General features: G+C 67.1%; 27 protein-coding genes. 16 read left to right on the top strand and 11 right to left on the bottom strand.

Annotated elements, in window-relative coordinates:
* Positions 1-39 precede the first annotated feature (39 nt).
* The 8 genes from HUT07_RS05040 (at position 40) to HUT07_RS05005 (ending at position 8,902) form a co-directional block, all read left to right on the top strand.
* The gene (locus HUT07_RS05040; RefSeq protein ID WP_176020009.1) at positions 40-1,983 is read left to right on the top strand and encodes a DUF885 family protein; all 1,944 of its coding nucleotides are present in this window, start codon (positions 40-42) and stop codon (positions 1,981-1,983) included.
* Between the two features lie 16 nt (positions 1,984-1,999).
* Complete coding sequence (locus HUT07_RS05035) at positions 2,000-3,070, top strand: serine hydrolase domain-containing protein (protein WP_176020008.1); 1,071 nt, start codon at positions 2,000-2,002, stop codon at positions 3,068-3,070.
* Positions 3,067-3,471, top strand: coding sequence for a VOC family protein (locus tag HUT07_RS05030; RefSeq protein WP_176020007.1), 405 nt, complete (start codon positions 3,067-3,069; stop codon positions 3,469-3,471). Before HUT07_RS05035 ends, HUT07_RS05030 begins: the two co-directional genes overlap by 4 nt.
* A 479-nt stretch (positions 3,472-3,950) precedes the next feature.
* Positions 3,951-4,394 carry a DUF2147 domain-containing protein gene (locus HUT07_RS05025; RefSeq protein WP_176020006.1) on the top strand — a complete coding sequence of 148 codons (444 nt, stop codon included), beginning with the start codon at positions 3,951-3,953 and terminating at the stop codon, positions 4,392-4,394.
* A gap of 103 nt (positions 4,395-4,497) precedes the next feature.
* Positions 4,498-6,576 carry a methionine--tRNA ligase gene (gene metG, locus HUT07_RS05020; RefSeq protein WP_176020005.1) on the top strand — a complete coding sequence of 693 codons (2,079 nt, stop codon included), beginning with the start codon at positions 4,498-4,500 and terminating at the stop codon, positions 6,574-6,576.
* Positions 6,577-6,652: 76 nt separating this feature from the next.
* Positions 6,653-7,243 (top strand): HAD family hydrolase, encoded by a 591-nt coding sequence (locus HUT07_RS05015; RefSeq protein ID WP_176022478.1) that lies wholly within the window; start codon positions 6,653-6,655, stop codon positions 7,241-7,243.
* A 24-nt stretch (positions 7,244-7,267) separates the two neighbouring features.
* A complete protein-coding gene (rnfB, locus tag HUT07_RS05010; RefSeq protein ID WP_176020004.1) occupies positions 7,268-7,681 on the top strand; it encodes an Rnf electron transport complex subunit RnfB in 414 nt (137 codons plus the stop codon).
* Between the two features lie 846 nt (positions 7,682-8,527).
* Positions 8,528-8,902, top strand: a complete 375-nt coding sequence (locus HUT07_RS05005; protein WP_176020003.1) for a hypothetical protein — start codon at positions 8,528-8,530, stop codon at positions 8,900-8,902.
* An 83-nt stretch (positions 8,903-8,985) separates the two neighbouring features.
* On the opposite strand, the gene HUT07_RS05000 is transcribed toward HUT07_RS05005, so the two are convergent.
* Positions 8,986-9,333, bottom strand: a complete 348-nt coding sequence (locus HUT07_RS05000) for a RidA family protein (protein ID WP_176020002.1) — start codon at positions 9,331-9,333, stop codon at positions 8,986-8,988.
* Positions 9,334-9,526: 193 nt separating this feature from the next.
* Between HUT07_RS05000 and mprF the strand changes: the two genes are divergently transcribed.
* Positions 9,527-12,091 carry a bifunctional lysylphosphatidylglycerol flippase/synthetase MprF gene (mprF, locus tag HUT07_RS04995; RefSeq protein WP_176020001.1) on the top strand — a complete coding sequence of 855 codons (2,565 nt, stop codon included), beginning with the start codon at positions 9,527-9,529 and terminating at the stop codon, positions 12,089-12,091.
* A gap of 125 nt (positions 12,092-12,216) precedes the next feature.
* On the opposite strand, the gene HUT07_RS04990 is transcribed toward mprF, so the two are convergent.
* From HUT07_RS04990 to HUT07_RS04975, 4 genes are all read right to left on the bottom strand, one after another.
* The gene (locus tag HUT07_RS04990; protein ID WP_303245998.1) at positions 12,217-13,551 is read right to left on the bottom strand and encodes an AcvB/VirJ family lysyl-phosphatidylglycerol hydrolase; all 1,335 of its coding nucleotides are present in this window, start codon (positions 13,549-13,551) and stop codon (positions 12,217-12,219) included.
* A gap of 96 nt (positions 13,552-13,647) precedes the next feature.
* On the bottom strand, positions 13,648-14,265 hold the full coding sequence (locus HUT07_RS04985) for a DUF998 domain-containing protein (protein ID WP_176020000.1): 618 nt from the start codon (positions 14,263-14,265) through the stop codon (positions 13,648-13,650).
* The gene (locus HUT07_RS04980; RefSeq protein ID WP_176022476.1) at positions 14,262-14,441 is read right to left on the bottom strand and encodes an oxidoreductase-like domain-containing protein; all 180 of its coding nucleotides are present in this window, start codon (positions 14,439-14,441) and stop codon (positions 14,262-14,264) included. Before HUT07_RS04980 ends, HUT07_RS04985 begins: the two co-directional genes overlap by 4 nt.
* Positions 14,442-14,490: 49 nt before the next feature.
* Entirely contained in the window at positions 14,491-15,093 is a 603-nt protein-coding gene (locus HUT07_RS04975; RefSeq protein WP_176019999.1) for a hypothetical protein, read from the bottom strand.
* Positions 15,094-15,321: 228 nt separating this feature from the next.
* Here HUT07_RS04975 and HUT07_RS04970 point away from each other — a divergent pair, with 228 nt between their 5' ends.
* A complete protein-coding gene (locus tag HUT07_RS04970; RefSeq protein WP_176019998.1) occupies positions 15,322-16,479 on the top strand; it encodes a tetratricopeptide repeat protein in 1,158 nt (385 codons plus the stop codon).
* 7 nt (positions 16,480-16,486) lie between these two features.
* On the opposite strand, the gene HUT07_RS04965 is transcribed toward HUT07_RS04970, so the two are convergent.
* A complete protein-coding gene (locus HUT07_RS04965) occupies positions 16,487-16,822 on the bottom strand; it encodes a zinc ribbon domain-containing protein YjdM (protein WP_099818962.1) in 336 nt (111 codons plus the stop codon).
* Between the two features lie 181 nt (positions 16,823-17,003).
* Here HUT07_RS04965 and HUT07_RS04960 point away from each other — a divergent pair, with 181 nt between their 5' ends.
* The 3 genes from HUT07_RS04960 (at position 17,004) to HUT07_RS04950 (ending at position 19,083) form a co-directional block, all read left to right on the top strand.
* On the top strand, positions 17,004-18,365 hold the full coding sequence (locus tag HUT07_RS04960; protein WP_176019997.1) for an Hsp70 family protein: 1,362 nt from the start codon (positions 17,004-17,006) through the stop codon (positions 18,363-18,365).
* A gap of 230 nt (positions 18,366-18,595) precedes the next feature.
* Positions 18,596-18,889 carry a YkgJ family cysteine cluster protein gene (locus tag HUT07_RS04955; RefSeq protein WP_176022475.1) on the top strand — a complete coding sequence of 98 codons (294 nt, stop codon included), beginning with the start codon at positions 18,596-18,598 and terminating at the stop codon, positions 18,887-18,889.
* An 11-nt stretch (positions 18,890-18,900) separates the two neighbouring features.
* Positions 18,901-19,083 carry a hypothetical protein gene (locus HUT07_RS04950; RefSeq protein WP_176019996.1) on the top strand — a complete coding sequence of 61 codons (183 nt, stop codon included), beginning with the start codon at positions 18,901-18,903 and terminating at the stop codon, positions 19,081-19,083.
* A gap of 49 nt (positions 19,084-19,132) precedes the next feature.
* Here the strand turns inward: HUT07_RS04950 and HUT07_RS04945 are convergent, their stop codons facing one another.
* Genes HUT07_RS04945 through HUT07_RS04935 form a run of 3 tightly spaced genes read right to left on the bottom strand, consistent with a single transcriptional unit; the run spans position 19,133 to position 21,123 of the window.
* Positions 19,133-20,011 carry a DUF4097 family beta strand repeat-containing protein gene (locus HUT07_RS04945; RefSeq protein ID WP_176019995.1) on the bottom strand — a complete coding sequence of 293 codons (879 nt, stop codon included), beginning with the start codon at positions 20,009-20,011 and terminating at the stop codon, positions 19,133-19,135.
* A 12-nt stretch (positions 20,012-20,023) separates the two neighbouring features.
* Complete coding sequence (locus tag HUT07_RS04940; protein WP_176019994.1) at positions 20,024-20,548, bottom strand: hypothetical protein; 525 nt, start codon at positions 20,546-20,548, stop codon at positions 20,024-20,026.
* Positions 20,545-21,123, bottom strand: a complete 579-nt coding sequence (locus HUT07_RS04935; protein WP_176019993.1) for a sigma-70 family RNA polymerase sigma factor — start codon at positions 21,121-21,123, stop codon at positions 20,545-20,547. The genes HUT07_RS04940 and HUT07_RS04935 overlap by 4 nt, the downstream gene beginning before the upstream one ends.
* A 126-nt stretch (positions 21,124-21,249) precedes the next feature.
* Here HUT07_RS04935 and HUT07_RS04930 point away from each other — a divergent pair, with 126 nt between their 5' ends.
* Both HUT07_RS04930 and HUT07_RS04925 read left to right on the top strand, forming a co-directional pair.
* Positions 21,250-21,429 (top strand): hypothetical protein, encoded by a 180-nt coding sequence (locus HUT07_RS04930; protein WP_176019992.1) that lies wholly within the window; start codon positions 21,250-21,252, stop codon positions 21,427-21,429.
* Between the two features lie 35 nt (positions 21,430-21,464).
* Positions 21,465-22,058 carry a mechanosensitive ion channel family protein gene (locus HUT07_RS04925; protein ID WP_080353823.1) on the top strand — a complete coding sequence of 198 codons (594 nt, stop codon included), beginning with the start codon at positions 21,465-21,467 and terminating at the stop codon, positions 22,056-22,058.
* Between the two features lie 514 nt (positions 22,059-22,572).
* Here HUT07_RS04925 and HUT07_RS04920 read toward each other — a convergent pair.
* Both HUT07_RS04920 and HUT07_RS04915 read right to left on the bottom strand, forming a co-directional pair.
* Positions 22,573-22,839, bottom strand: coding sequence for a DksA/TraR family C4-type zinc finger protein (locus HUT07_RS04920; RefSeq protein WP_025879161.1), 267 nt, complete (start codon positions 22,837-22,839; stop codon positions 22,573-22,575).
* Between the two features lie 106 nt (positions 22,840-22,945).
* Complete coding sequence (locus HUT07_RS04915) at positions 22,946-23,503, bottom strand: DUF2058 domain-containing protein (RefSeq protein ID WP_176019991.1); 558 nt, start codon at positions 23,501-23,503, stop codon at positions 22,946-22,948.
* A gap of 61 nt (positions 23,504-23,564) precedes the next feature.
* Here HUT07_RS04915 and HUT07_RS04910 point away from each other — a divergent pair, with 61 nt between their 5' ends.
* Positions 23,565-24,065, top strand: coding sequence for a M48 family metallopeptidase (locus tag HUT07_RS04910; protein WP_176019990.1), 501 nt, complete (start codon positions 23,565-23,567; stop codon positions 24,063-24,065).
* Positions 24,066-24,092: the final 27 nt, after the last annotated feature.

Raw genomic sequence — 24,092 nt, 5'->3', positions numbered from 1 at the left:
GTGCAAGCTCCACGGTCTGTGTTCCACGGAAGCTTCTTGATGCCGTATTCCCCCCGCGTCCTGGCCGCCGCCATCGCCGCGTTGTTCCTGTTCAGCGCCGTTCCGCCGGCTGAAGCAGCGAAGAAGAAGGGCAGCCGCCCCGCCGCCGCGCAGACCCGCCAGGCCGCCAAGCCGAAGGCTCGCGCCGGCACACGTGCCACCCCGCCGGCCCGCGGCAGCTCGACGCGCCGCGCCGCGCCGCGCCCGGTCGCCCCAGCCCGCGCAGTGCCCAAGCAGGTGCAGCTGGAGCGGCTGTACGACGAATACTGGGATGCCTCCATGCGGTTGAACCCGCTTCAGGCCACCTTCCAGGGCGAGCCGCGCTACAACGACCAGCTGCCCAACATCCTGTCCGCCGCCTGGCGCCAGCAATCACACGACTTCACCACCGAATGGCTGGGCAAGGTCGAGAAGGTCGGCAGCGACGGCCTGCAGGGGCAGGACCTGCTCAGCTACGAGATCTTCGTGCGCGACGCCCGCGCCTCACTGGCCGCCGAACGCTATCCGAGCTGGATGATGCCGATCAGCCAGTACTACAACGTCGGCAGCATCATGGCCATCCTCGGCGCCGGCGCTGGCGCGCAGCCGTTCAACACGGCCAAGGACTACGACACCTGGTCGCGACGCTCGCTGGGCATCCCCGACCTGTTCGACCAGGCCATCGCCAACATGCGACAGGGCATGAAGGCCGGCGTGGTGCAGCCGCGTGACCTGATGGAGAAAGTCCTGCCGCAGCTGGATGCGGTGATCAAGCCGACCGCCGAAGAGAGCATCTTCTGGTCGCCGATCCGGACCATGCCCGAGTCCATCTCCGCCGAAGACAAGGCGCGCATCAGCGCCGAGTACAAGCGCATGATCGAACTGCGCATCATGCCGGCGTACCGCGCCCTGCGTGGCTTCATTGCCACCGAATACCTGCCCGCCACGCGCAGCAGCAGCGGCCTGGGCGCACTGCCCGATGGCCAGGCCTGGTACGCCAACCTGATCGTGCAGACCACTGCCAGCCAGCAGACCGCCGCGCAGCTGCATGCGCTGGGCGAACAGCGCGTACAGGAACTGCAGGCGCAGATCACCACGGTGATGCGCGATGGCAAGCTGCGCAGTTCGCAGGCCAAGCTGCTGCGCAGCATGCGCAACGACCGCCAGTTCCAGTACAGCGATGCCAACGCGCTGCTCAACCGTTACCGGCAGGTGCAGCAGCAGGTTGATGCACGCCTGCCGCAGGTGCTTGACACCCTGCCGAAGGCGCCGCTGCAGATCCATGCCGTGGAGCCGGAGCGTGCGATGACCGCCGCTGCAGCGTCCTACCAGCCGTCGCCCCCGGGACAACCCGGCGTGCTGTTCATCAACACCGGCGACCTGCCCAGCCGCAAACGCTGGAACGTGCCGGTGCAGTATCTGCATGAAGCCATTCCCGGCCACCACGTGCAGTTGGGCCTGCAGCAGGAACTGACCAAGCTGCCGCGCTTCCGCCGCCTCGGTGGTGACCTCGCCTTCGTCGAAGGCTGGGGCCTGTATGCGGAGACTCTGGGCGAAACGCTTGGCGCGTACAGCGATCCGTACGACCGTATCGGCTATCTGTATTCGCGCCTGCTGCGCGCCGCGCGCGTGGTCGCCGACACCGGCGTGCATGCGCAGGGCTGGAGCAAGCAGCAGGCCGTGACCTATCTGCAGAAGACCGTCGACATGAGCGCTGACGATGCCAATGCGGAAGTGGAACGGATCATGGCCCAGCCTGGCCAGGCCCTGTCCAACGTGGCCGGCCTGACCACGATCATCGCCCTGCGTGACAAAGCCAAGGCACGCCAGGGCGCAGCGTTTGACCTGCGCCGCTTCCATGCCGAAGTGCTGAAGGACGGATCGATGCCACTGGATGTGCTGGACCACAAGATCGAACGCTGGCTGGCCCAGCCGGCCACTGCAACACCAGCACCCGCCCCCTGACCGTCACGGAGCTGCCATGCGCCCTGCCGCCCTGTTGTGTCTCGTCGTGCTCACTGTGCCGCCGTCGATCACTCGGGCGGCGGCAGCGCTGGCGCCGCCGGATGCAGGCATCGATGGCCTGATGCAGGCCTACGATGGCCAGGTGCCGGGCGCGGCGGTGCTGGTGCTGCACGACGGCCAGCCGGTATTCCGGCGCGGCTACGGGTTGGCCGTGGTCGAAGATGGCAGCGCCGTGACGCCGGCCAGCAACTTCCGCCTGGCCTCGGTCAGCAAGCAGTTCACTGCCGCCGCCGTACTGCTGCTGGTCGAGGATGGCCGCCTCGCGCTGGACCAGCCGGCGCGGCGCTGGCTGCCGGAACTGCCCCCCGCCGCAGCCGCCATCACCCTGCGCCAGTTGCTGTCGCACACCAGCGGCCTGCTGGACTACGAAGACCTGATGGATCCTGCCGACACCCGGCAGGTGCACGACGCCGATGTTCTGGCCTTGCTGGCCCGCGAAGATCGCCTCGCCTTCGCCCCCGGTACGCAATACCGCTACAGCAACAGCGGCTACGCATTGCTGGCACTGATCGTCGGCCGCGCCGCCGGCAGCGACTTTGCCAGCTTCCTGCAGCAGCGCATCTTCCGGCCACTGGGCATGGCGCATACCGTCGCCCACCGGGACGGTGTCGACGTGGTGGCGCAGCGTGCCTATGGCTACAGCGAGGTCGGCGGCCACTGGCAACGCACCGACCAGAGCACGACCAGCGCCGTACTCGGCGACGGCGGCATCTATTCCTCGCTGGACGACCTCGCCCGCTGGGATGCAGCCCTCTATGACGACCGCCTGCTGTCAGCCGCATCACGCAAGGCGATGTTCAGCCCGGCCACCGCCACCACCGAAGCGGACGTACCGCACTACGGTTTCGGCTGGCGCTTGAACGGGCGCATGCAGTGGCACAGTGGCGAGAGCATCGGCTTCCGCAACGTGATCCTGCGCTACCCGGACAAACACCTGACCGTGATCGTGCTGAGCAACCGCAACGCCCCCGAACCCTATGCGCTGGCGCTGAAGATCGCCCAGCGCTGGCTGGACACCCTGCAATGACCCCCGAAACCACCGGCCTGCTGGGCATCCACCATGCCGCGCTGATCTGCAGCGATTACGAGCGCTCGAAAGACTTCTACGTGCGCGTGCTGGGCCTGCGCATACTGGCCGAGAACCACCGCGCCGAACGCGACTCATGGAAACTGGACCTGGCCCTGCCCGATGGCGGCCAACTGGAACTGTTCTCCTTCCCCTCGCCACCCGCACGGCCCAGCCGCCCCGAAGCCCAGGGCCTGCGCCACCTCGCGTTCCGGGTAGCCGCGCTGGAACCGTTCATCGAACGCCTGGCCAGCCACGGCGTAGCCTGCGAACCGATCCGCGTAGACGAGTACACCGGCCGCCGCTTCACCTTCTTCGCCGACCCCGACGACCTGCCGCTGGAGCTGTACGAAGTCGGTTGAGCATTTTTCAATCGAGGAGATTCATCCACGCATGGCGTGGATCTACGTGTCGACCAAGGTCGACACCTACCAAGAGCAGACCGTGCCATTCCGACAGGTATTCATCCATGCATGGCATGGATCCAAGTGTCGACCAAGGTCGACACCCACCAAGAGCAGGCCGTGCCATTCCAACAGATTGCGGAGACCTGTCGAAGGCGGGGTGGGTCCGGTTGCGGGGGTGTCCGCGGCATGGATGCCGCGGCCAAGCCCCCATGGACGGGTTTACGGCGTCCCCCGCAACCGGACCCACCCCGCCATCCCAAGGAACGCCCGCTGTTGCTGTTGCTGTTGCTGTTGCTGTTGCTGTTGCCGTTGCCGTTGCCGTTGCGGGTGCCGGGCGCAGCCCGGCCGAGCCCCCCCCTTCCCCATACCCCGCCGAATGGGTATACAGTCGACCCGTACCGGCATCGTGCCGGAATGAACCCTGGGAGGGGACCATGCGCAAGACCTTCAAGACCCTGCTGCTGGCGCTGCCGCTGTGCCTGGCCGCGCTCTCCGCGCAGGCTGCCGACAGTGCCGCCGGCCGCTGGAAGACCATCGACGACAAGACCGGCAAGGTGAAGTCGATCGTCGAGATCAGCCAGGCCGCCAACGGCACGCTGACCGGCAAGGTGGTCGAGATCCTGCACTCGGACAAGGGCCCCAATCCGGTCTGCGACGGTTGCGAAGGCGCCAACAAGAACAAGCCGGTAAAGGGCATGACCATCCTCTGGAACCTGAAGGCCGACGGCGCCAACAAGTGGTCCGGTGGCACCATCCTCGACCCGGCCAACGGCAAGACCTACAGGTCGAAGATGGAACTGCAGCCCGGCGGCACCAAGCTGGACGTGTCCGGCTGCATCGCCTTCATCTGCCGCGCGCAGACCTGGCAGCGCGAATAAGCGCCCCCGGCCCCCGCCTTATCCCCGTGACCCGGCCTCGGCCGGGTCACCTCGTTGCGGGCATGCGATAATCTGCGGTTCCCCCTGGCTGCACCCCGTGACCATGACCCGTACCGCGCTCGTCACCACCGCCCTGCCCTACGCCAACGGCCCGCTGCATCTGGGCCACCTGGTCGGCTACATCCAGGCTGACATCTGGGTGCGTGCGCGTCGAATGAGCGGCGGCAAGGCCTGGTTCGTGTGCGCCGACGACACCCACGGCACCCCGATCATGCTGGCTGCGGAGAAGGCCGGGGTCACCCCGGAAGCCTTCATCGCCAACATCCAGGCCAGTCACGAACGTGATTTCGCCGCCTTCGGCGTCGCCTTCGACCATTACGACTCGACCAATTCGGCCGCCAACAAAGCGCTGACCGAGGCGTTCTACCTGAAGCTGGAAGCAGCCGGCCACATCAGCCGCCGTTCGGTGGCGCAGTTCTACGACCCGGCCAAGGGCATGTTCCTGCCCGACCGCTACGTCAAGGGCATCTGCCCGAACTGCGGCAGCGCCGACCAGTACGGCGACAACTGCGAAGTCTGCGGCGCCACCTATGCGCCGACCGACCTGAAGGAACCGCGTTCGGTGATCTCCGGGGCCACCCCGGAAATGCGCGACTCCGAGCACTTCTTCTTCGAGGTCGGCCACTTCGACGGCTTCCTGCGCGACTGGCTGTCCGGCGATGTCGCCCTGCCCGGCGTGAAGGCGAAGCTCGGTGAATGGCTCAACGCCGAAGGTGGCCTGCGCGCGTGGGACATCTCGCGTGACGCGCCGTACTTCGGTTTCGAGATTCCCGGCCAGCCGGGCAAGTACTTCTACGTCTGGCTGGACGCGCCGATCGGCTACCTATCCAGCTTCCAGACCCTGTGCGGCAAGATCGGCGAGGACTTCGAATCGCACCTGCGCGCGGGCACGAGCACCGAGCTGCACCATTTCCTCGGCAAGGACATCGTCAATTTCCACGGACTGTTCTGGCCGGCGGTGCTGCACGGCACCGGCCACCGCGCGCCGACCCGCCTGCACGTCAACGGCTACCTGACCGTCGATGGCGCCAAGATGAGCAAGTCGCGCGGCACCTTCGTGATGGCGCGTACCTTCCTGGACGCCGGTCTGGAACCGGAGGCGCTGCGTTACTACTTCGCGGCCAAGTCCGGTGGCGGCGTCGACGACCTCGACCTGAACCTGGGCGACTTCATCGCCCGCGTCAACGCCGACCTGGTCGGCAAGTTCGTCAACCTCGCCAGCCGCTGCGCCGGCTTCATCAGCAAGCGCTTCGATGGCCAGTTGACCGCGCAGCTGCCCGACGCGGCGCAGTACCAGCGCTTCGTCGATGGCCTGGCGCCGATCCGTGAGGCCTACGAGCGCAACGACCCGGCCGCGGCGATCCGCCTGACCATGACCCTGGCCGATGAGGCCAACCGCTACATCGACGACGTCAAGCCGTGGGTGATCGCCAAGCAGGAAGGCGCCGACGCGCAGCTGCAGGCGGTCTGCAGCCAGGGCCTGAATCTGTTCCGCGTGCTGGTCACCGCCTTGAAGCCGGTGCTGCCGGCCACCGCTGCGCAGGCCGAGGCCTTCCTGGCCGCGCCAGTGAATGACTGGACCGAACTGGCACAGCCGCTGCTGGGCCACCGCATCACCGAATACACCCCGCTGTTCACCCGTATCGACCCGAAGAAGATTGACGCCATGATCGACGCCTCCAAGGACACCCTGACCGCCGCCGCTGCTGCCCCCGCTGCCAAGGTGGAAGCCGCCAAGCCTGCCGCACCCGTGGTGGCCAAGGACGAAGCGAAAAGCGCTGACGCGCCGGCCTATATCGGCATCGACGACTTCGCCAAGCTCGACCTGCGCATCGGCAAGGTGCTGGTGTGCGAGTTCGTGGAAGGCTCGGACAAGCTGCTGCGCTTCGAACTGGATGCCGGCGAGCTGGGCAAGCGCCAGATCTTCTCGGGCATCCGTGGCAGCTACGGCGAGCCGGAAGCGCTGGTCGGCCGCAGCGTGGTGTTCATCGCCAACCTGGCCCCGCGCAAGATGCGTTTCGGCCTGAGCGAAGGCATGATCCTGTCGGCCGGTTTCGATGGCGGCGCGCTGGCACTGCTGGACGCCGACAGCGGCGCGCAGCCGGGCATGCCGGTGCGTTGATGCAACATGGGCGCGGCCCCGGCCGCGCCCGGTCATGAGCACTGCGAGAGGGGGTACCGTGATGGGAGATGCTGCGTTGGAACTGGCGCTGTTCGACTTCGACCACACTGTCACCACCTGCGACACCTACGGCCGCTTCCTGCGCCGGGTCGCCACCGCTGAACAGCTGGCACAGGCGTGGTGGAAGATCGGCCCGTGGCTGCTGGCCTACAAGCTGAAGCTGATCTCCGCCGAGCGCATTCGCGCCCGGGTGACCCGCTTGACCTTCAGCGAGCGCCACGCCGATGACATCGAGACGCTGGCGGCGGGCTTTTCCCGCGAGTTCCTGCCCGATGTCGTGCGTCCGGAAATGCTGGAGCAGATCCGCTGGCACAAGGCGCAGCAGCACACCGTGGTGGTGGTGTCCGGTTCACTGGACCTGTACCTGCGGCCGTGGTGTGAGCAACTGGGCCTGCAGTTGATCTGCAATCGGCTGGAAAGCGAAAGCGGACGACTGACCGGCCGCTACGCCGGTGGCGATTGTGGCCCGCGCAAGGTCGAGCACATCCGTCGCCAGTTCGATCTGTCACGCTACGTCCGCATCCACGCCTACGGCGATAGTTCCGAAGACAAGCCGATGCTGGCCCTGGCGCACGAGCGCTGGTACCGCGGCAAACCCCTGAAGTAACCACACGCGCAGCCTTCGCCACGCATGAGCCTGATTCCGCCCCTGACCGAACGCCTGGACCGCTTGCTGCCGCAGACCCAATGCGGGCAATGCGGCTACGACGGCTGCCGCCCGTATGCGCAGGCGATGGCCCGTGGCGAGGCGGGCGTGGATCGTTGTCCGCCGGGCGGCGATGCCGGTGCACGGGCGTTGGCGCAGGTGCTGGGTGTGCCGGCGCTGCCGTTTGATCGATCGCGGGGCGAGCACAAGGTGCCGCAGGTGGCGTTGATCGTGGAGGCTGACTGCATCGGCTGCACGAAGTGCATTCAGGCCTGCCCTGTGGATGCGATTGTCGGTGGGGCGAAGTACATGCACACGGTGATTGCGGATCTGTGCACGGGGTGCGAGTTGTGTATCCCGCCGTGTCCGGTGGATTGCATCGAGCTGGTGTTGGTTTAGTTTTTTTGCGACGCGGCGGCGTCGCGTTGCGCTGGGAGCAACAGCAGCGGCAACGGCAACGGCAACTGCTTGGAGCGTCGGCTGGCTGAGTTTCATGGTCTGGGCGGGTGGGCGGGGGCAAGCGGGACACGCCGTGAACCCATCCATGGGGGCTCGATGGCGCCATCCTTGGCGCCAACGGTCCCGCTTGCCCCCCCCCCCCCGCCCCCGACAGTTGTCCGTCACGGACGGTCGAGCAAGTGCAACGTCAATTGCAGAAGCAAGGGCATGGGTTCGATAGGTAGATTGAAGTGCACTGCCTGTGGATGTGGCTGTGCTTTCTATGGATATGGCAGAGCCTTTGGTGGATGTGGCCCGGCTTTTGGTGGGTGCGGACCTTGGTCCGCACAATCTTTCCGACGTCATGGACCTTCGTCGCAAACGACCTGCCCTGTGTGCACTGGAAACTGTCGAATCACGATGCATGTCGCAGATTGCTCGATCATTCGCGCGCCTTGCGCCACCTGCGCTTGAGGCCGTTCAACAGCATGCAAAAATGCTGAAAGCGTCTTGATGGTGCGAGCAATGCAACTCGTCTGATTGGCATTCCGCCACAGTGGGTTTACAGATGAAGAGCCACCGCAAATCGGTGGCCGGGCTTCGAAAACCCGTTTTGTCGAACGTTGTTTACGCTTGCCAGCCGGCGTCACCTTGCGTGGCGCCGGCTGGCAATCCGTCTGCCGGCTATGGCGGGCGGGGCGTGGGGGCCTTCGGGCCAGCCGGAGCGTTCGACACCGGTTTTCGAGCCACGTCTCCGTCCGCCACCTTTGGGTGGCGGCTACCGACTGTCCTGCACGGAGCCTCGCCATGAATGCATCGGATTTCCCCCACCTGCACGCTTACCTCGGTCCGGCAGACGCCGACGGGGAGACGGAACAGTCGCCTGCGCTTGATCCCACCACGTTGGTTGCGACCTTGCGACGCATCGGCACCGGTGCCGCCGCTGACGGCCAACCGTGGCCGGAGCGGCATCAACTTCCCAGCCGATGCCTGGCCTTGGCCGATGCCGACTGCGCGCTGGCGGGGCTGCGCGTGGTGCAGGAGGTCATGCTGGCCGCCGAGCGCGTCCGCCAGAACGGCGCGCCGGAGGAATACGTCGGCGACCGGGTCATGGAAGGGTTGATGCTGGCCTGCCTGGCCTTGTGCGCACAGGCAAGCACCCAACTACAGCCGCAGCCGTAACGGATGTCGCAGCCTCGGCTCCCCGGCGAGTGGGGTCAGATCCCTTTACCCATTGGAAAACGGATCTGGCCCCTGCCCGGTCGTTACGGCACGGCCGCCGTCACGATGATCTCGACCTTCCAGTCGGCATGCGCAAGCTTGGCTTCGACGGTGGCGCGGGCCGGGGTCGCGCCCTCCACCACCCATTCGTCCCACGCCTTGTTCATGCCTTCGAAGTCAGCCATGTCGGCCAGGAAGATCTCTGCGCGCAGCACGTGCTGGCGGTCGCTGGCCACCAGCGCCAGCAGCTTGTCGATCTCGGCCAGCACCTGCCGGGTCTGCCCGGTGATGTCCTGGCTGGTGTCTTCCGGAATCTGGCCGGAAAGGTAGGCGACCTTGTTGTACACGGTCATTTCGGACATGCGCGGTCCGACGTCGTAACGCTCCATCATGGGCGTGGCTCCTGCGGGTGGTCTGGACTGCATTCTCACCCAGCCGGCGCTGGAAGTGTGTGCCCGGCGCGGCCACTGAATACCGCCAGCGGCGGCACAGCCGCGGCGCTGGTCAAACCGCGCTGGCAGGCGCACGATGCGCGACGCCCTGCGTTGACACCGCCCTCGCCCTTACTGACGCACCCTTGCGCCGATGACCGCCCCTACCGATTCCGTCACTGCCGCCTCCACCCCGACCTGGAAGCGGGTCGTCACCATCGTCGTTCCCTTGCTGATCCTGGCGCTGGCCCTGCACGGGCTGGCCGGTGAATTCGATGAGCACGGCTATCGCGCCATCCGCCAGGCGTTCCGCCAGCTCAGCGCTGCCCAGATCGCGCTGACCGTGCTGCTTGGCCTGGCCAGCTACGCGTGCCTGATCGGCTTCGATGCGATCGGCCTGCGGCGCAGCGGCATCCGCGTGCACCCGGCCCGTATCGGCATCACCGCGTTCCTGGCCCACACGTTGGGCCAGACCGTGGGCTTTGCCGCACTCACCGGTGGTGCCGTGCGCCTGCGCGGCTACCGCAGTGCCGGCCTGGACCTGGCGCAGATCGGCCAGGTGGTGTTGATGAGCACACTGGGCTTCATCTTCGGCGCGTGGCTGCTGATCGGCGTGGCGCTGTGCATGGAGCCGGCCGCGGCCGCGCTGGCGTTGCCGCTGGACCCTGCGGCGGTGCGCGTGGTCGGCATCATCGCGCTGATCGCCTTTGCCGCCACCTACGTCCTGGTCGGCCGCGATGGTCGCCAGTTCCGTATCTTCGGCCACGGCCTGTGGCTGCCCGACCGACGCACCATGTTGGGCGTCACCGTGCTCAGCGTGGTCGAGCTGGTGCTGGCCAGCGCCGCGTTCTATGTGCTGCTGCCGGATTCCACGCCAACCGGTCTGCCCGGTTTCGTCGGCCTGTACCTGGTGGCCGTACTGGCCGGTTTGATCTCCACCGTGCCGGCCGGGCTGGGCGTGTTCGAATGGAGCCTGCTGAAGCTGCTGCCACAGGTAGCGCCCGCTGCAGTGCTGGCGGCGGCATTGATCTACCGCGTCAGTTACTACGTGCTACCGCTGTTGCTGGCCACCGTGCTGGCCCTGGCGCCCGCGCTGCGGCAACCGCTGCAGGCCAGTGCAGGCGCAACCCGTGCCGGCTGGAACGCACTGCGCCCGTGGCTGCCGCAGATCATCGCGCTGGCGGCCTTCAGCGTCGGCGCCGCGCTGGTCATCGACGGTACCCTGCCCACACCACGGCGGCACCTGATCAATGCCTCGCTGCCGATCCTGGAAACCTCGCACCTGATCGGCAGCCTCGGCGGCGTCGCCCTGCTGCTGATCGGCCAGGGCCTTGCCCGCCGCAGCCACGCGGCCTGGATGTTGGCGATGGCGATCTGCGTGATCGCGCCGCTGCCGATCTGGCTGCGCGGTGGCCAACCGCTGATCGCCCTGTCGGCGCTGCTGGTGGCGATGGCGCTGTGGGCGGCACGTCGCGAGTTCTATCGCCAGGGCGCACTGCTGGACGAAGCCTGGTCGTGGCCCTGGCTGCGCAACCTTGGCCTGGTGTTGGTGGCAGTGACCTGGCTGCTGTTCTTCACCTACAGCCACGTCGAATACCAGAACGAGCTGTGGTGGCAGTTCGCCGTGTCCGGCAATGCGCCGCGCGCGCTGCGTGCGCTGCTGCTGGTGGCGATGGCACTGGTGATGTTCGGGCTGGCGCGGTTGCTGCACAGCACGCGCAGCCCACTGCCGCCTGCCGACGATGCAACCCTGCAGGCGCTGGCACCGGTGCTGGCCGGCGCCACCGACACCCAGGCCTGTCTGGTGCTGACCGCCGACAAGGCGGTGCTGCGCGATGAGGAGCACAAGGGCTTTGTGATGATGCAGCGCTACGGCGGCTCGCTGATCGCAATGGGCGATCCGGTCGGGCCACCCGAAGTGGCGCGTGCGTTGATCTGGCGCTTCCGCGAAGAAGCCGATCGGCTCGGCCTGCGCCCGGTGTTCTACCAGGTGGGTGAGGCGTATTGGCAGACCTATCTCGATCTCGGCCTGGGCCTGGTCAAGCTGGGTGAAGAGGCCATGGTGCCGCTGCACGACTTCGGCCTGGAAGGTCGTGAACGTGCCGACCTGCGGCAAGCATGGAACCGCGGCAAGCGCGGTGGGTTGTCCTTCCGCGTTGCACCGGCGGAAGAGATCCCTGCCCTGCTGCCACGCCTGCATGCCATTTCCAACGCGTGGCTGGATGACAAGTCCGGCGACGAGAAGGGCTTCTCGCTGGGCAGCTACGACCCGGATTATCTGGTGCGTTTCCCGATCGCCCTGGTCGAAGCCGAAGGTCGGATCGTAGCGTTTGCCAACCTGTGGCAGGCACCGGCCGGCGCCGAACTGTCAGTGGATCTGATGCGTCATGTCAGCGATGCGCCGAAGGGCACGATGGATTTCCTGTTCATCGAGCTGTTCCTGTGGGGCCGCGCGCAGGGCTATGCACGCTTCTCGCTGGGCATGGCGCCGCTGTCCGGCCTGGCCCAGCACCGTCTGGCCGGGCGATGGAACCGCCTGGCCGGCCTGCTCGCGCGACACGGCGAGCGCTTCTATGGCTTCAGTGGCCTGCGCCGGTTCAAGTCGAAGTTCGATCCGCAGTGGCGACCGCGCTATCTGGCTGCACCCGGCGGCATGCACCTGCCGGCCGCACTGCTGGATGCCACGCGCCTGATCTCGCTGGACCCGCGACGGAATTGAGGTCACGATCCGCCGGGCATGGCCCGGCGCTACCTGCCGCCCGGCAGGTGTCGACCTTGGTCGACACGCTCCCTTCCGTGATGGTCCAAGCCGCAGCGCCGACCCAGGTCGGCGTCTACCAGGGCCTACGCGCCGCCCTTGAGGATCACTTCGGCCAAGCGATCGTAGTCACCGCCGAAGTGATGGTCGCCCGGCAGCTTGATCTTGTGCACGCCGTCGTTGCCCGGCAGGTCGGGGCACAGCGCATCGTCGTCCTTGTCGCCGTACACGCACAGGGTCTTGTCCGCCGGCAGCTTCGCCACTTCCGGCGCGATCGGCAGACCGCCGCCACCGCCGCCCAGCCAATTGCTGACGTGGAACTCAAAGTCGGCGTTCTTGCCCACCGACAGCAGCACGATGCGCTCCAGGCCGGCGCGGGTGCCCGCATCCAGCTGATTGATGGTGGCGGGCAGCACATCGGCACCCTGCGAGAAACCGATCAACATCACTTTGTCGCGCTGCCATTGCTGGCGGTAGTGGCCGATGATCTTCTGCAGATCGACAGCGAATCCCTGCGGCGTGCGTTCGCTCCAGAAGTAACGCAGCGAATCGATGCCGACCACCGCCACGCCGTGTTCGGCCAGAGCGCCGGCTACGTCCTTGTCCAGGCCGGCCCAGCCGCCATCGCCGGAAACGAACACCGCCAGCGTGTCACCGCTGCCCTGCGCTGGCACTTCCACCACCGGCAAGCCCTTCAGCGCATCCGGCGGCGGTGCCAGCGCCACCCCTGCCTGCGCGCCAATTACCCGGGCCGCTGCCACCAGCCCAGGTGTCGCATCGCCAGCAACGGTGCGCTTGAATTCACGAGCCATCGCAACCTGCTGCACGAACGGGCTGGCGCTGTTGGTTGAACACCCTGGCGCACCCGCCGCGTTCAGCCATGGGAAATTCAGTTCGCTGGGCTGCAGGCGGTCATGCTTCACGCCATCGCCGCAGACCATGCGCTCGTGCGCGTGGGCCGGGCAGAAGCCCGAGGTCAACAGGCCGGCAAAGACCTGGGTGTCGGCCTGCGCTGCCAGCGCATAGGCCAGTTCAGCCCCTTCGCCGCTGCCGCCGACCAACGGCAGGTGATAGCCCGGCAGATGCAGGAACGCCTGCACCCAACGCGAGAAATTCTCGACATCGCCTGCCCCGAACGCGCAGCTGGTGTTGCCTTCGCGCTTGAGCACGCCGCGCAGGTGGGCCACATCCACCGAGGCGACCAGTGCACCATCGGCACGCAGCGCTTCGATCGGCGTGCGGCTTTCAGCGGCGCCGGCGCCATCATGGAACCAGATCACCACCCGTTGTGGTGCTCCGGCAGGTACATGCACCGGCACCTGATCGAAACGTCCGTGGCTGACCTGCTGCACTGCCGCCACCGCTGGCAACGCCGCCAGCGCCAACACCAGTCCCATCGCCCTGCCCAGCCCTGCACGCATCGTTTCGCATCCCGTTGGAATGCGCACACGATACGCCGCCGCTGCGTGCACGGCACGTACTGGTACTGGCGTCCTGCAACTCAGCAGGTGGTCGATTCAGCGGGTGCCGGTGGAGCGCCCGCGGCGATACAGCGCCAGCGCCAGCCACAGCAGCCAGCCAACGATCACGGCGATCACCAGCTTCTGCCCCAGCCCACGCGGCGGACCGCCGCGCCAGAGCACATGCACCCACAGCAGCACGAAGGCCAGCCATGCCCAGCCCCACAGCAACGCCGCACTGCGTCGCCAGCCCGGCTCGCGGCGCAGGTACCAAGCCTGCAGCAGCATGCCCACGCTGGCGCACAGGAAAGCGGTATTGGCGGCAAGCCCGTGGATCAGCGGGGCCAGCAACGGCGTTGCCTCAGGCAACCAGCTGTCACCGATGGCAACGGTGGCCAGGCCAATGGCAGCTACGCAGAGCAACAACGGTGCCGCTGCGCTGCGCCGCGGCCCCACGCTGTGCCGATACAGCGCAACGCCGAGCACGGCGATGGCCAGTGCCAGCAGGCAATAGGCGGTGCGCAGGGCCAGGCCCCACGGCCCATGCAGGTACAGGCTCAGGGTGGCCTTCACCCAATCCAGATCCGCACGCGCGAACTGCGTCCACAGCGCGGTCGCCATGAACAGCAGCAGTGCCACCAGCGCCAGCATCGCGGCCGGGCGCGCGCGCGTCATGGGTCGGCGTCCGGATGCCGCGTCTTCCAGTCAGCCAGGGCCGTGCGGTAACGCTGCAGCTCCTCGGCGTACAGGTCGAGCACGCACAGCGGACAGCCACTGCCGCAGCATTCGTTGGGGCCGGGTTCTTCCGGCGGCAGCGGACGGGGATCGGCAGGGGTATCGGAGACGGTCACGGCTGGAAACAACACCACGCGGTTGCAGGTGGACAGTGTAGCGGCGCGCTCAGGCGCCCAGTTGGCGGCGCAGGTTGGCCCGCGCGGCAGCATCAAGGCGCTGGTCGAAAAAGTCGCTGAGGAAGATCCGCGGTGCGCGCAGCAGCCCCTGCAGGAAGCGGCGACGTCCGGCGCGGTACAGGAAGCCCGGCACCACACCCTTGTACTCTTCGGCCACACCACGGTCATAGGCGGAGAACACCGCTTCCGGCGCCGCCAGGATCGCCATGTCGCAATCGAGGAACAACGCAGCCTCGGCATCGACATCGGCCGGGCCCAGCTCACCATGGCGGGCGGTAAGCAGGATCAACTGCTCGACCCGGCCGGCGTCCACCGATGCCAGCTCCGGCCAGTCCGCGATGGCCCGCAGCGCCAGCGCGGCGGACTTGGCCTCGTTGTCCTTGCGCCCGGCCTGGTAGACCGCATCGTGGTACAGCGCTGCCAGATAGACCTCGGCCGGCTGTTGCCAGCCCGGCCCCTCGGCTACCTGCTGGCAATGCTGCAGGACCGCGCGCACGTGGCCGAAGTGGTGATAGGCGCGCGGCGGTGTGGCATAGGCATCCTGCAGTGCCTGCCAATGCGCGGGAGCGAGGGTCAGCGGGGCGAAGTCCATGCGTGGATGATCCCGCCCTTGGCAACGCCGGGCAAGCTGGCTGTTTTTTCACCAGCAGTTCACGCGCCGCGCCGGACAAGGCCCGCCAGCAGTTGTCCACAGGTTTGTCGCGTGCTGGTCCACACCGGTTGTGGATGAGCGGCACAAGGGTCGCCGATGGATGCGGACTGCCACGTGCAGGTCTACACTGGCCGCAGGCGGGAGCGCCCGCCGCTGCCGGAAACCGTCATGCGCCGTCTTGCCGCTCGATGCTTTCTCCTGTCGCTGGCTGCGCTCGCCGTGCCAGCCCTGTCCGCGCAGGATGCTACGCCCCCCGCGCCCGCCATCCCGACCATCTCCACCGTAAAGGTCACGGCCACCAGCGTGCCGACGCCCGAACAGGTGTTCGCGATCCCGCCGGCAATGCGCGAGATGCTGCAGAAGCAGGTGATCAGCCGCAGCTACTCGCGCGACCAGCGCCTGCAGGCGCTGGTGGAAATGATCTTCAGCCAGCACGGCCTGGACCTGCAGTACGACGCCGATGCCACCTACACCGTCAGCGAGATCTGGCAGCACCAGCGCGCCAACTGCCTGGCCTTCACCCTGCTGTTCGTCACCCTCGCCCGTGAGGCCGGCATCCAGGCGCGGGTGCAGGAAGTGGGCCAGGTGGTGTCGTGGTACCAGGACCAGGACCAGGGCGTGGTCTACAACGTCGGGCACGTCAATGCCGGCGTCGATGTCGGTGGCCGCTATGGCACGGTCGACCTTGACCGCAATGTGTTGTATGACCGCCATGGGCCGCAGCCCATCGGCCGTGAGCGGGCGCTGGCGCATTACTACAACAACCGGGGCGCGGAGCATCTGGCCGATGGCGACCTGAGCGGGGCGCGTGCCTTCTTCGATGCCGCGCTGGCGCAGGATCCGAGCTTCGCCTCGACGTGGAACAACATCGGCGTGCTCGACAACCGCCTGGGTGATGACCAGGCAGCCCGCACGGCGCTGGACACGGCCCTGCGCCTGGACGGGCGCCAGAGTGCCGCGCTGAACAACGCCAGTGCGCTCTATCGCAAGCTCGGCATGGTCGCGCAGGCACAGGCCATGCAGAAGAAACTGCAGTCGGTGCAGCGCGAGGATCCGTTCGCGCAGTACATGCAGGGCGCCCAGGCCGAACGCGCTGGCGACCTGGACAAAGCGATCACCTACTACCGGCGCGCGGTGCGCCTGTACGACACCGCGCACCAGTTCCATTTCGGCCTGGCGCGGGTGTATTTCCTGACGGGCCGGCTGCAGCGTGCCGATCGTGAGCTGCTGCGGGCGCAGGAACTGGGCGGTTCAACGCAGCAGGCCCGCTACCAGGCCAAGCTGGACAGCCTGGCCCGCTGGCGGGCGCAGCAGGCCAAGCGCTGAGGCGCGATCAGGCCTTCTTGAGGAAGCAGGTCTTCAGCACCAGCCCCTTGATCTTGTCCGAGTTGCCTTCGATGTGTTCGGCATCGTCTTCGACCAGGCGGATGTTGCGGATCACAGTGCCCTGCTTGAGCGGGATCGACGAACCCTTGACCTTCAGGTCCTTGATCACGGTGACGGTGTCACCGGTCTGCAGGGTATTGCCGTTGCTGTCACGCACGACCAGGGTCGAGCCAGCACCTTCTTCGGCCGTCCACTCGAAACCGCAGTCGGCGCAGATCCACAGCGCGCCATCGGCATAAGTGTTTTCCAGGGTGCACTGCGGGCAGGCGGGAACAGAAGACATCGCAAGTACCTCAAAATGAATCAACAGCCGCCATTGTAACCGCCCGGCCTTTTCGTTCATTTTCAGGCGACGATCCGTGCGGCACCTCGCCCGCCCCCCCGGACAAGGAAGGCAGCGGAACTTGCAGCGCGCGGCAAACTGCAGCAGAGTGCGCGGCCCCTGATCGTCCCCGGACCTCCCCATGCGCCTCGGCATCGACTTCGGTACCAGCAACTCCGCCGCCGCCATCGTGCGTGATGGAAAGCTGCTGCCGATCCGCTTCGGCGAGGCCGAACAGTTCCGTACCAGCGTGTACTTCCCCGGCGTGGTCCCCGACCCGGACGATTTCCAGCTCGACGCCGGGCAGGAACACGAACTGCAGCAACTGATCGACAGCGCCGCCCGTGCAGCCCGCGCCGCTGGCCAGGAACGCACGCCACAGGCCCTGCGCCGCGAGGCATTGCGCGCCCTGCGCCGGGAGTGGATGGAGGCTCGCGCTGGAAAAGAACGCAGCGCCAGCGACCTGCTGCAGAACGCGGTCTATGGCGATGACGCGCTGGAAGCCTATTTCGAGGAGCACGAAGGCAACCTCGTGCAGAGCCCGAAGTCCATGCTCGGCTACAACCTGCACCCGCGCGCGCGGCAGACCATCACCGGCATCGCCGCGCACATCCTCGAACACATCCGCTTGACCGCCAGCGCCCAGCTCGGCCAGCCGCTGCGCAGCGCCCTGCTCGGCCGTCCGGTGCAGTTCCGCAGTTCCATCGGCGAGGCCGGCAACGACCAGGCCCTGGACATCCTGCGCGAAGCGGCCAGCCAGGCCGGCTTCGACCAGATCGATTTCCTTGAAGAACCCGCCGCCGCCGCGATGCATTACCACGCTGAAAGCAGCGATCGCCATCAGGCGGTGATCGTGGATATCGGCGGCGGCACCACTGATATCGCGTACGCCGAAGTGGGCGGCAGCGAAGCGCCTCGGATCCATCGTGCCTGGGGTATCGCCCGCGGCGGTACCGATATCGACCTGGCCCTGAGCCTGTCCGGCTACATGCCGCTGTTCGGCCGTGGCATCACCCGCGTGCCCACCCACCACTACGTGGAAGCGGCCACCGTGCAGGACATGACCCGCCAGCGCGAGTTCCGCCAGCACAACTACGACAACGTGGATGCGCCGTGGGGCGCGCGCCTGCAGGCACTGCAGGACACCGGCAACACTGCCCGCCTGTATCGCGATGTCGAGCGCGCCAAGATTGCCCTCAGCGGCGCCAGCGAGCACCGCAGCACGCTGGACTACATTGCGCGCGACCTGCACGTGGACAACAGCGCCGACGGCCTGGCCGCCGCCGCCCATGGCTACCTGACCCAGATCCGCGAACTGCTCGCCCAGGTCCGCAATGACATCGGCGGCGACCCGGACGCGGTGTTCCTGACCGGCGGCATGTCCCGCGCCGGCTACCTGCGGCAGGCCGCTGCCGAGGCCTTCCCGGGCGCCCGGATGGTCCACGGCGAGCCCTCGCTGGGGGTCGTCCAGGGCCTTGCGCTGGCGGCAGCCAGCCGGGATTAACAAAACGTTACGCGGTCTGCGCTACCCTTGGCCGGCTAGAAAACCGCTGCACCTTCCGCTGGCCTCGCCGGTGTGTGTACCCATGGTGCAGCCTGACCCGCCCAGCGGGTCTGGCGGCCATGCCCTCTGGCTCGATCATGGTCCGCGTACTACCCGAGCCGCCATCGAGACCCGCTTTGGGCACCCGCCAGGCCCCTGTGGCCGTACAACCTGACGCTGAACCAGCACCCATCGACTGCCGCCGTTGTGACGCGGTCTGTTGCCGGTTGCCGGTCCTGCTGCAGCCCGGCGACCACGTGCCCGGCCAGTTCCTGTCGCGCGACGCACACGGCCGTACCGTGATGGCGCGCAACGAGGAAGGCTGGTGCGCGGCGATCGATCCATATCACCTGCGCTGCACGATCTATTCGCAGCGCCCGGCGATCTGCCGCCAGTTTTCGATGGGCGGCGACGACTGCCGCCGCGAGCGGCAGGACTACCTGCGCCAGGCTGAGTCCTGTGCGCTTTCCTCCCCTTCCACCTGACAGGAGCAACCATGCCCCGCAAGGCAAAGACCCCCGCGAAGGCCAGCAACAGCATCCGCAGCGAACGCAAGGGCGCATCCGCCAGCACCGTGGTCAACAGCGACTCGATCGCCTCCGACCTGGCTGCGTTCCGCAAGGGCGGTGGCAAGATTGAAGTTCTCGGTACCACCTGGGCGCTGAAGAAAGCCAGCTGACCCTCCCCCGACCGCGGCGGCGCTGCCGCCGCGGCCTGCCGGACCGCGCTCAGCGGTCCAGGCGTACCTGCACGCTGCCCGAGTGCGACTGCACGCGGATATCGCCGTCGCCGCTACCCAGGCGGGCATCCAGGCTGCTGCCCGGCCCATAGCGCGGGCGCTCCACCTTGCCGGCGTCACTGTTGATCGACCCGCTGAAGCTGTTCACCGACAGCTGCGCCGATACCGTACGCGGCAGGCGCAGGCTGACCGATGCACTGACCGACTCCACGTTGATGCGCCCGCCCGGCGCCAAGGCCGTTGCCGACAGGTCGATGCTGCCCGACACGGTTTCCACCGCAAGCCGCTGCACGCGACCGGCGTCGACCTCGACCCGGCCGGACACCGTCTGCGCACCGATATCGCCCGACACGCCGCCGCCGGCTTCGATGCGGCCACTGACCGTGTTCACGTCCATCTTCGGCGTCTGCAGTCGCGCATTGACACTGCCACTGACCGTGTTGAGCTTGCTGTCGCCACTGCGACCGGACGCACTCAGGCTGCCGCTGACCGTATCGGCCTGCAGGCGTCGCACATCAACGCCACTGATGTCCTGGTCGGCACTGACCGTGCTCAGCAGCAACTCCACCGAGCGCGGCACGTTGAGGGTCAGTGTGGCGCCGCCACTGTTGCTGCGTCGCGGATACTCGATTTCCCAGCGCACCCGGTTGGCACTCTTTTCCTGGCGCAGCTGCAGGCCGTCGCTGAGCGTGCCGGTGAGCTGCACGTCATTGCGGTCCCAGCCGCGCACAGTGACCTTGCCAGCGATGTTGCTCAGTTCGACGCGGCCGCCGCTGGCGATGTTGTGACGCTCGTCGATACGGGTATCGGCCAGCGCCATGGCGGGCACCAGCAGCAAGGCCGCGCAGAAAGGCAAAAGGGTTCGCATTGGTGGGTCTCCTCAGGTTGTCAGACCGGTGGCGGCCTGGGCCGCCTGCCGGGTCAGTTCGAGCCGCAGCGCGTAGGTCCGCTTCAGCTGTCCAAGCAGGTGCGGCGCACGCGGGTCCTGCGCCATCGCGGCACGGATCTGTTCCACGCTGCGGTCCAGTTCATGCAGCGCTGGCTGCCACTCCGGCGCCGTGCCATCAGGCAGCGACGCCACTGCCTGCCGGTACTGTTCGGTCATCGCATCGGCCTGCAGCTGCAGGCCACTGGGTGCGGGCAGCGCCTCGGGCGCATGCCGCCACGGCGCCACTGCGTAGAGCGCGAGGCTGGCCGCCAATGCCGCGCCAACCGGCAACCACCAGCGTCGCTGGGTCCGCAGTGGCAAGGTCACCACGTTGTCCGCCGGCACCTGCGAGGCAACCGGTTCGCGGGGGGGCAACCGCGCCGACAGGCGTTCCCAGCCATCAGCCGGTGCGCTGCGTTCTGCGGGAAGCGCGCGCAGGCGCGCCGCCAGGTCGTGATCAGGGTCGTGCGTCGTCATGTCATGTCTCCCAAGCGCGCGCGCAGCAGGCCACGCGCGCGATGCAGCTGTGCTTTGGAACTACCGACCGCCATCTGCAGCTGGTCGGCGATTTCATGGTGTTTCCAGCCTTCGATATCGTGCAGTACCAGTACCGCACGTGCACGCGGCGGCAGGGTCGCCAACGCGCGCTCCAGGTCGCGTTCGGTGCCCGCGCAACCGTCGTGCACCGCCATCTCCGGTATGCCACCGTCAACGTCGTCCAGACTGTCGTGGTCGCGCCCGGCGGCACGGCCGCGCAGTTCCATCAACGCGGCATTGACCCCCAACCGATGCAGCCAGGTTGATACGCTGCTCTCGAAACGGAAGCCCGGCAGTGCCTTCCATGCCTGCAGGAAGGCCTCCTGCAGTGCATCCTCGGCGCGTGCCTGCTGGCCACCACACAGGCGCCACACCGAGGCAAACACCCGCGGCGCATGCCGTCGATAGAGCAGTTCATAGGCCGCGGTATCGCCGGCCGCCGCCGCACGCACCAAAGCGGTTTCGTCGACGGCGTCGTTGGCGGCAGGCGGCGCGGGCATGGTGGTGTCGAGCATATCCGTTGGATGCAGCCTGCCGGAAAAAGGTTTAGATCTTCCGGCGCGTTTTCGGGATGCAACCTTTTCGCGGCTGGCTGCATCCATCACAGGTCCCCCGCAGGCCTGCCCGGCCAGGAGCCTCCCATGTCCAGTCCATCCTGCGCCGCCCTGCTGGCGATCGCGGCCTGCATGCTGCTGCAGGCATGCGGCGTCTCCCTGCACTGGCGTGCCGAGAGCGGCCGCGCCTGCCTGCAGCAGCACAAACAGGACCTTGTCTGCGTGGCCTGGGTACAGGCGGTCGAAACGTCGACACGCGCCGGGTAACATCAAGCCCCGTTTCCGTCACACGTTGTCGCCCCATGATGTTGTCGCTGAAGGACCACCTGCCCGCCTGGACCCACCCCTGGCTGCATGACATCGGGATCGCCCTGCAGATCCTGATCACCCTGCTCGCCGCCTGGCTGCTGCGGGTCCTGGCCCGGCGCCTGATCCGCCGCTTCGCCGATCACTACACGCTGCCACCGGAAATGGTGATGGGTGCGCGCCGGATCACCAGTTTCGTGGTCTATTTCAGCGCGGTGCTGTACATCCTCAGCCTGCTCGGCGCCTCGCCCTCGGTGCTGTGGACGGCCTTCACCGGTTTCGCTGCGGTGGGTGCGGTGGCGTTCTTCGCCGCCTGGAGCGTGCTGTCCAACATCTTCTGCACGCTGCTGATCTTCACCACGCGCCCGTTCCGCCTGCATGACTACATCGAAGTGCTGGAGAACGGCGAAAAACCCGGATTGAAGGGCCGGGTGATCGACGTCAACCTGATCTACACCACGCTGCAGGAAACCGGTGACGGCCACGAAGGCACGGTGCTGCAGCTGCCGAACAACCTGTTCTTCCAGCGCACGGTGCGCCGCTGGCGCGACCCGACGCAGGCGCCCGGCGGCATCCAGGGCGACGGCTGAGGGGGTTTTTCTTTGCAGGGCTGCGCCCTGCACCTGCCGAATCAACGTCAACCGCCAGAGCAACAGCAAAAGCCAGCATTTCGTGGGTTGGCGGGGTGGGTCCGGTTGAGGGAGACGCTGCAAGTACGTCCATGTAAGCTCGGTCGCCGCATCCATGCGGCTCACGCCCCCTCAACCGGACCCACCCCGCCCTCGACAGATTTCCGCGATCTGTCGGGCACTGCTTTCTGTAGGGCCGAGCCATGCTCGGCTCAGATCGTTCCGATATCGAAATTTTCGATTTCGATGGAGATTCATCCACGCATGGCGTGGATCTACCAGGCACCGGAAAACTGTCAGAGGTGGGGCGGTGTCGGATTGCGGGGTGTCAGCCGCATGGATGCGGCTGCCAAGCCTACAGGGACGTACTTGCGGCGTCCCCGCAATCCGACACCGCCCCGCCACCCCACGGAATGCCGCTGTTTCTGTTGCTGTTGCCTTGGCGGGTGCAGGGCGCAGCCCTGCCGAACAACCCTTACCTCAGCTGGCTGTCCTTGCTGCCGCGCCGGTTGTAGCCACTCTGCGCCTGTTCTTCTTCGTCATGCGCCTGCTGGCAGTTCACGCACAGCCGAACCCCAGGCACCGCCTGGCGCCGCGCCAAGGGAATCGGCGCGTCGCATTCCTCACAGTGTTCCAGACCCGGGCCCTGGCGCAGCTGGCGCCGCGCGCGGGCAATCGCATCGTCGACGGTGGCGTCGATCTGGTCCTGGACCGCACCATCTCCGGCCCAACCGGTAGCCATGGCCATCCTCCGCAGGGGTGTCACCTGATATGGGGACGATACACCCCACCGCAATCGGTGGCGCCGGGCCATGCCCGGCGGACGCTGCGGCCGGTTCAGCGCCGCCTTACCAGACCAGGTCGTCGGGAACCTGGAACTGCGCGTAGTAGGCGTCATCCTCGGCGTTGCCGGTGGAGATCTCGGCGCTGGAGCCTGGCGTGCCGTGGTCGACGATGATGGCTTCCGGGGCGCGTTCACGCACCTTTTCGGCCGCCGCGCGCGGCAGCACCGCGTAGCTGTCGCCATGGGCCACGATGACCAGCACGCCTACCGACAACGCCTTGCGCAGCTTGGTATCGATCAGCAGCGTGCGGATCACCGCGCCGTCGCTGAAACGGTACTCGTCCTCGCCTTTGTGAGGCACGGCGTGGGCCGTGATGATCTGTTTTGCCTGCGCCTTCTGTTCAGCCAACTTGGCCTGCGCGTTGCGCTCGGCGGCCAGCGCGCGGTCGCGCTCAACCTTCTCGGCGCGAGCGCGTTCAGCTTCACGCTGGACCTCGGCGGACGTCGACTCGGCCTTGCCCTGACGGGCCTTGGCCTGCGCGCTCGCGGCGGCGCTGGCCTGCGACTTCTTGGCCAGGCCGGCCTTGAGCAATTGTTCCTGCAGCGCGTTGGGCTTTGCCATGGTCGATACGTACCGCGTGTAATCTGGATGCCCCATTCTACCGACGCGCCGACGCCCCTGCATGGCTGCCCTGAAGTACCTCACCGGCTACCCCGAACCCCTGGTGGCCCAGGTCAGCGATCTGCTGGCCCAGGGCAAGCTCGGCCCCTGGCTGCAGCAGCGCTACCCCGACCCGCATGAGGTGCGCAGCGACCGCCAGCTGTACGACTACACCCAGGACATGAAGGACCGCTACCTGCGCAAGTCGGTGCCGCTCAACAAGGTCTGCTATGACAACACGCTGGAGGTCATCAAGCATGCCCTGGGCACCCACACCGCCATTTCCCGCGTGCACGGGGGCCGGCTCAAGGCCAGTCGCGAGATCCGCATCGCTACCGTGTTCCGGCAGGCGCCAGCGGCCTTCCTGCGCATGATCGTGGTGCACGAACTGGCCCACCTGAAGGAGGCCGACCACAACAAGGCCTTCTACCAGCTGTGCCAGCACATGGAGCCGGATTACCTGCAACTGGAGTTCGATACCCGGCTGTACCTGACCGAGCTGGCCAACCGCAGCCAGCGCTGAAACGGCGTAGCAGCTACACTGCGCGCC

It is taken from the genome of Stenotrophomonas sp. NA06056 (genome assembly GCF_013364355.1).
Taxonomy (GTDB): domain Bacteria; phylum Pseudomonadota; class Gammaproteobacteria; order Xanthomonadales; family Xanthomonadaceae; genus Stenotrophomonas.
This window is presented reverse-complemented; position numbering and strand designations above follow the sequence as displayed.